Source organism: Streptomyces sp. NPDC046379 (assembly GCF_055587785.1).
The window spans coordinates 80,864-86,863 of sequence record NZ_JBVJFP010000022.1 but is presented as its reverse complement, the minus strand read 5'-3'; the positions used below and the strand labels follow the sequence as shown (position 1 = coordinate 86,863).

Genomic DNA, 6,000 nt, shown 5'->3' with positions numbered 1-6,000 from the left:
CCACCTCCCCCCCCCCCCCAAAAACCCCCCCCCCCCCCCCCCCCCCCCCCCCCCCCCCCCCCCCCCCCCCCCCCCCCCCCCCCCGCTGCAGTTTTCGCCCCTGTGCCGGATTGGTTGCGCCGGTTTTCGGCCGCGTGCGGCGGGCTGCGGCGGTCGTGCCGGGGCGCGGCGACGTGCGGTGGGGTTTCATTGGAGTTTCAGCGGATTTCCGGTGCTGTGTCGGCGGGGTCGAGGGTGGCTTGAAATCGACTATGGATCCGCTGAAGGCCCGCGCGCTCAGGCCTTGCCGAGGGCCCGGGTGAGCGCGATCTCGATCACCACGCGCGTGGGCCTCGGGCCCGGCGTGCGCTCGTAGCGCTCCGCGTAGCGCCGTACCGCCTCCGCGATCCGGTCCGGATCGGTCCGCACGAAGGCCCGGCCCTCCAGCGCCGCCCAGCGCCGCCCGGCCACCTGGCAGACGGCCACCGGCGCCCCGTCGGGCCCCGCCGCCCGCACGTGCCGCGCCTTCGCGCTCGACCCGTCCGTGATCACCCGCGCCAGCCGGGCCGCCGGGTCGTAGGTCACCCCCACCGGCACCACGTGCGGGGTGCCGTCCGGACGGAGGGTCGTCAGCGTGCACAGGTGCCGCTCCCGCCAGAAGCTGAGATACGCCTCGTCCGGGGCACCCGGGTCCAGGGAGTACGTCGTCGTGGTGGTCATGGTCCGTCAAGCTAGCCGAGCCCTCGTCTTCACGCCGCCTCCCCTCCCGCACCGACCTTGAGTGGAATAGACTCAAGTTTGTGTACGTTGCCTCAGTCAGCCATGACCCGGGGCGACCGACAGACGCTCACGCAAGGAGGAGAACGGACCCGTGGACGCCGAGCTGACCAACCGGAGCCGGGACGCGATCAACGCGGCCGGCAACCGGGCCGTGACCGAGGGGCACCCCGACCTCACCCCCGCGCACCTGCTCCTGGCTCTGCTCGAGGGGCGGGACAACGAGAACATCACCGACCTGCTCGCCGCCGTCGACGCCGATCAGGCCGCCGTGCGCGCAGGCGCCGAGAAGGTCCTCGCCCAGCTGCCCAGCGTGACCGGGTCCACCGTGGCGCCGCCGCAGCCCAACCGTGAGCTGCTCGCCGTCATCGCGGACGCGCAGTCGCGGGCACGGGAGCTGGGCGACGAGTACCTCTCCACCGAGCACCTGCTGATCGGCGTCGCCGCGAAGGGCGGCGCGTCCGGCGAGGTGCTGGCCCGGCAGGGGGCCACCGACAAGAAGCTGCTGGACGCGTTCCGCAGGGCGAGGGGAGGACGCAGGGTGACGACGGCGGACCCGGAGGGCCAGTACAAGGCCCTGGAGAAGTTCGGCACCGACTTCACCGAGGCGGCGCGCGAGGGCAAACTCGACCCGGTCATCGGGCGGGACCAGGAGATCCGGCGCGTCGTGCAGGTGCTGTCCCGCCGGACCAAGAACAACCCCGTCCTCATCGGCGAGCCCGGCGTCGGCAAGACCGCCGTCGTGGAGGGCCTCGCCCAGCGGATCGTCAAGGGCGACGTGCCGGAGTCGCTGAAGAACAAGCGGCTGGTGGCGCTCGACCTGGGCGCCATGGTCGCCGGGGCCAAGTACCGCGGCGAATTCGAGGAGCGGCTGAAGACCGTCCTCGCCGAGATCAAGGGCTCGGACGGGCAGATCATCACCTTCATCGACGAGCTGCACACCGTCGTCGGCGCGGGCGCCGGCGGCGACTCCGCCATGGACGCGGGCAACATGCTCAAGCCGATGCTGGCCCGCGGCGAGCTGCGCATGGTGGGCGCCACGACCCTGGACGAGTACCGCGAGCGGATCGAGAAGGACCCGGCGCTGGAGCGGCGCTTCCAGCAGGTGCTGGTGGCCGAGCCGTCCGTCGAGGACTCCATCGCGATCCTGCGCGGGCTCAAGGGCCGTTACGAGGCCCACCACAAGGTCCAGATCGCCGACAGCGCGCTGGTCGCCGCGGCGACCCTGTCCGACCGGTACATCACCTCCCGCTTCCTGCCCGACAAGGCCATCGACCTGGTCGACGAGGCCGCTTCCCGGCTGCGCATGGAGATCGACTCCTCCCCGGTCGAGATCGACGAACTCCAGCGCGCCGTCGACCGGTTGCGGATGGAGGAGCTGGCGCTCGCCAAGGAGACGGACGCCGCCTCCCGCGAGCGCCTGGAGAAGCTGCGCCGCGACCTCGCCGACAAGGAGGAGGAGCTGCGGGGCCTGAACGCCCGCTGGGAGAAGGAGAAACAGTCCCTCAACCGGGTCGGCGAGCTGAAGGAGAAGCTGGACGACCTGCGCGGCCAGGCCGAACGCGCCCAGCGCGACGGCGACTTCGACACCGCCTCCAAGCTGCTGTACGGCGAGATCCCGGCCCTGGAGCGGGACCTGGAGGCCGCCTCCGAGGCCGAGGAGGAGGTCGCCCGGGACACCATGGTCAAGGAGGAGGTCGGCGCCGACGACATCGCCGACGTCGTCGCCTCCTGGACCGGCATCCCGGCCGGACGGCTCCTGGAGGGGGAGACGCAGAAGCTGTTGCGCATGGAGGACGAGCTGGGCACGCGGCTGATCGGCCAGACCGAGGCGGTGCGCGCGGTGTCCGACGCGGTGCGCCGCAGCCGGGCCGGGATCGCCGACCCCGACCGGCCGACCGGGTCCTTCCTCTTCCTCGGCCCGACCGGCGTCGGCAAGACCGAACTGGCCAAGGCGCTCGCCGAGTTCCTCTTCGACGACGAGCGGGCGATGGTCCGCATCGACATGTCGGAGTACAGCGAGAAGCACAGCGTGGCCCGGCTGGTGGGCGCCCCGCCCGGTTACGTCGGCTACGAGGAGGGCGGCCAGCTCACCGAGGCGGTGCGGCGGCGGCCGTACTCCGTCGTCCTGCTGGACGAGGTGGAGAAGGCCCACCCGGAGGTCTTCGACATCCTGCTCCAGGTGCTGGACGACGGGCGGCTCACCGACGGACAGGGCCGCACGGTGGACTTCCGCAACACGATCCTGGTGCTGACGTCCAACCTGGGCAGCCAGTTCCTGGTGGACCCCCTCACCACCGAGGCGGAGAAGAAGGAACAGGTCCTGGAGGTGGTCCGCGCCTCCTTCAAGCCCGAGTTCCTCAACCGGCTCGACGACCTGGTCGTCTTCTCCGCGCTGACCAAGCCCGAGCTGGAGCGCATCGCCAGGCTCCAGATCGACCGGCTGGCCAGGCGCCTCGCCGAGCGCCGCCTCACCCTGGACGTCACCCCGGCCGCCCTGGCCTGGCTCGCCGACGAGGGCAACGACCCGGCGTACGGCGCCCGCCCGCTGCGCCGCCTGATCCAGACGGCCGTCGGCGACCGCCTCGCCAAGGAGATCCTGTCCGGCGAGATCAAGGACGGGGACACGGTGCGGGTGGACACGTTCGAGGACGGGCTGATCGTGGGGCCGGCGGCGGGGAAGACGCTGTAGCGCGGGCGGGCGCGGCGCCGGGCGGGGCCGACCGTGCGGCTTGGCACCGGGCGGGCCCGCCTCCGTCCGGCGCCGCGCCGGACGGGCCCGTTCCGGCGACCCGCCGGCGCCCGCGCTCGAGGCCCGTCCGTCCGGCCCGTCCGTCCCCCGACCGGCCGGATCGTGTCACCGGACGGCGGACAGGGTACGCCGGGGGTTGCCACCCCCCTCCCCGCATGGGGGAGGATGGCGGAATCCGTACGAAGGGAAATTCACGGTGACCATCGACCCGTCCTCGATTCCGAACTTCGGGGGCAAGCCCCAGCCGCAGCCCCAGGGCCCGGCAGGCCCCGTCGTCCCGGATCAGGACCTTGTGAAGCAGCTCCTGGACCAGATGGAGCTGAAGTACGTCGTCGACGAGGAGGGGGACCTCGCGGCGCCGTGGGAGCAGTTCCGTACGTACTTCATGTTCCGCGGTGAGGGCGAGCAGCAGGTCTTCTCCGTGCGGACGTTCTACGACCGCCCCCACCCGATCGACGACAAGCCCCAGCTGCTGGAGTCGATCGACGACTGGAACCGCCGCACCCTGTGGCCGAAGGTCTACAGCCACACGCACGACGACGGCACCGTCCGTCTCATCGGCGAGGCGCAGATGCTCATCGGCACCGGCGTCAACCTCGAGTACTTCGTGTCCTCGACGGTGAGCTGGGTGCGCGCGGCGATCGAGTTCGACCGCTGGCTGGTCGAGCAGCTCGGCCTCGAGAAGGAGATCGACGACGCCGACGGCACGGACAAGCCGGAGGGCGACGACGCGTAGCCGTCGCCGCACCCCGAGAGGGCTCCCCGAAGGGGGCGCGGACGGCGGTCAGCCGCCCAGCGCCCCCTTCAGCCGTTTCACCGCCTCGGCCAGCACGGCGGGCTGCTTGCAGAACGCGAACCGCACGAACGGCGCGCCCGCCTCGCGGTGGTCGTAGAAGACGGCGTTCGGGATGGCCACCACGCCCGCGCGCTCCGGCAGCGAGCGGCAGAAGGCGAAGCCGTCGCTCTCGCCGAGCGGGCGGATGTCGGTGGTGACGAAGTACGTGCCCGCCGGTCGGAACACGCCGAAGCCCGCCTCGGCCAGCCCCGCCGCCAGCAGGTCCCGCTTGGCCTGCATGTCCGTGCGGAAGGCGGCGAGGTAGTCGTCGGGCAGCGCGAGCGCCTCCGCGACGGCGTACTGGAACGGCCCCGAGGCGACGTACGTCAGGTACTGCTTCGCCGACCGCACCGCCGTCACCAGCGCCGCCGCCGCGGTGATCCAGCCGACCTTCCAGCCGGTGAACGAGTACGTCTTCCCCGCCGACCCGATCGTCACCGTCCGCTCCCGCATCCCCGGCAGCGTCGCCAGCGGCACGTGCTCGGCGTCGTCGAAGACCAGGTGCTCGTACACCTCGTCCGTCACGACCAGCAGGTCCCGCTCGACGGCCAGCTCCGCGATCGCGGTCAGCTCGGCGCGGGAGAGCACCGTGCCGGTCGGGTTGTGCGGGGTGTTGATCAGCAGCAGCCGGGTCCGGCCGGTGACGGCGGCGCGCAGCTCGTCGAGGTCCAGGCGGAACGCCCCGCCGTCCGGGCGCAGGGTCACCGGCACGCGCGTGCCGCCCGCCATGGCGATGCAGGCCGCGTACGAGTCGTAGTACGGCTCCAGGGCGATCACCTCGTCGCCCGGCTCCACCAGCGCCAGCAGCGCCGCCGCGATCGCCTCCGTCGCGCCCGCGGTCACCAGGACCTCGCTGTCCGGGTCGTACGCGAGCCCGTACCGCCGTTCCTGGTGCGCGGCGACGGCCGCCCGCAGCTCGGGCACGCCCGGACCCGGCGGATACTGGTTGCCCCGGCCCTCGCGCAGCGCCCGCACGGCCGCCTCACGGATCTCCTGGGGGCCGTCCGTGTCGGGGAAGCCCTGGCCCAGGTTGATCGACCCGGTCCGCAGGGCCAGCGCGGACATCTCGGCGAAGATCGTCGTCCCGAACTCGGCGAGGCGGCGGTTGAGGAAGGGGCGCGCGGCAGAGGTCATGACGGCCATCCTGCGCCGAGGGCCGGGGGTTCCTCAACACGCGGGGGTGCCGCGCGCCGTCCGGAGCCGGTCCTTCCCCACAGGTCACGTCCTGTTGCCCGGCCGGAACCCTCTGAAGTTGCTCAACTCTGCTTTCGCCGCGTTCCGCCGCGGGCAATTCCCCGTCACGCTGGACACGAGGCGCCCACGGGGGGCCGCTTCGGGGGACGTTCGGAAGAACGGGAAGGAGGGTGACGCCATGATCCTGGGCATCATTCTGACGGCTGCGGTGATCACGGGTGCGCTCGTCCTGGCGGGACGGGTGAGCGGCGGGGGGTCGCGGACCACGACCGCGCGCCGGCGCCGGGGCGGCGCGGGGAGCAGCGGCTCGGGCGCGGAGTCCGGCAGCTGGTGGGCCGGCGGCGGGGACAGCTCGGGCGGCGGCCACTCCTGCGGAGGCGGATCGTCGTCCTGCGGGGGAGGCGGCGGTGGATGCGGTGGAGGCAGCTGACACGGGGCAGCCGAGCTCCTGAAGGGGGAACCG

General features: G+C 72.7%; 4 protein-coding genes. 2 read left to right on the top strand and 2 right to left on the bottom strand.

Annotated elements, in window-relative coordinates; all coding sequences use genetic code 11:
• Window positions 1–276: 276 nt before the first annotated feature.
• Window positions 277–699 (bottom strand): pyridoxamine 5'-phosphate oxidase family protein, encoded by a 423-nt coding sequence (locus tag ACZ6KF_RS30005; protein WP_469241261.1) that lies wholly within the window; start codon window positions 697–699, stop codon window positions 277–279.
• Window positions 700–850: 151 nt separating this feature from the next.
• Here ACZ6KF_RS30005 and clpB point away from each other — a divergent pair, with 151 nt between their 5' ends.
• Complete coding sequence (gene clpB / locus ACZ6KF_RS30000) at window positions 851–3,448, top strand: ATP-dependent chaperone ClpB (protein WP_356630457.1); 2,598 nt, start codon at window positions 851–853, stop codon at window positions 3,446–3,448.
• A gap of 256 nt (window positions 3,449–3,704) precedes the next feature.
• Window positions 3,705–4,244, top strand: coding sequence for a type III secretion system chaperone family protein (locus tag ACZ6KF_RS29995; RefSeq protein ID WP_356630459.1), 540 nt, complete (start codon window positions 3,705–3,707; stop codon window positions 4,242–4,244).
• Window positions 4,245–4,292: 48 nt separating this feature from the next.
• Here ACZ6KF_RS29995 and ACZ6KF_RS29990 read toward each other — a convergent pair whose 3' ends face one another.
• Window positions 4,293–5,486 carry a pyridoxal phosphate-dependent aminotransferase gene (locus ACZ6KF_RS29990; protein WP_356630461.1) on the bottom strand — a complete coding sequence of 398 codons (1,194 nt, stop codon included), beginning with the start codon at window positions 5,484–5,486 and terminating at the stop codon, window positions 4,293–4,295.
• Between the last annotated feature and the right edge of the window lie 514 nt (window positions 5,487–6,000).

Bases quoted from the DNA above. Each gene is read 5' to 3' on its own strand.
- ACZ6KF_RS30005 (WP_469241261.1), bottom strand. From the start codon at position 699: ATGACCACCACGACGACGTACTCCCTGGACCCGGGTGCCCCGGACGAG.
- ACZ6KF_RS29990 (WP_356630461.1), bottom strand. From the start codon at position 5,486: ATGGCCGTCATGACCTCTGCCGCGCGCCCCTTCCTCAACCGCCGCCTC.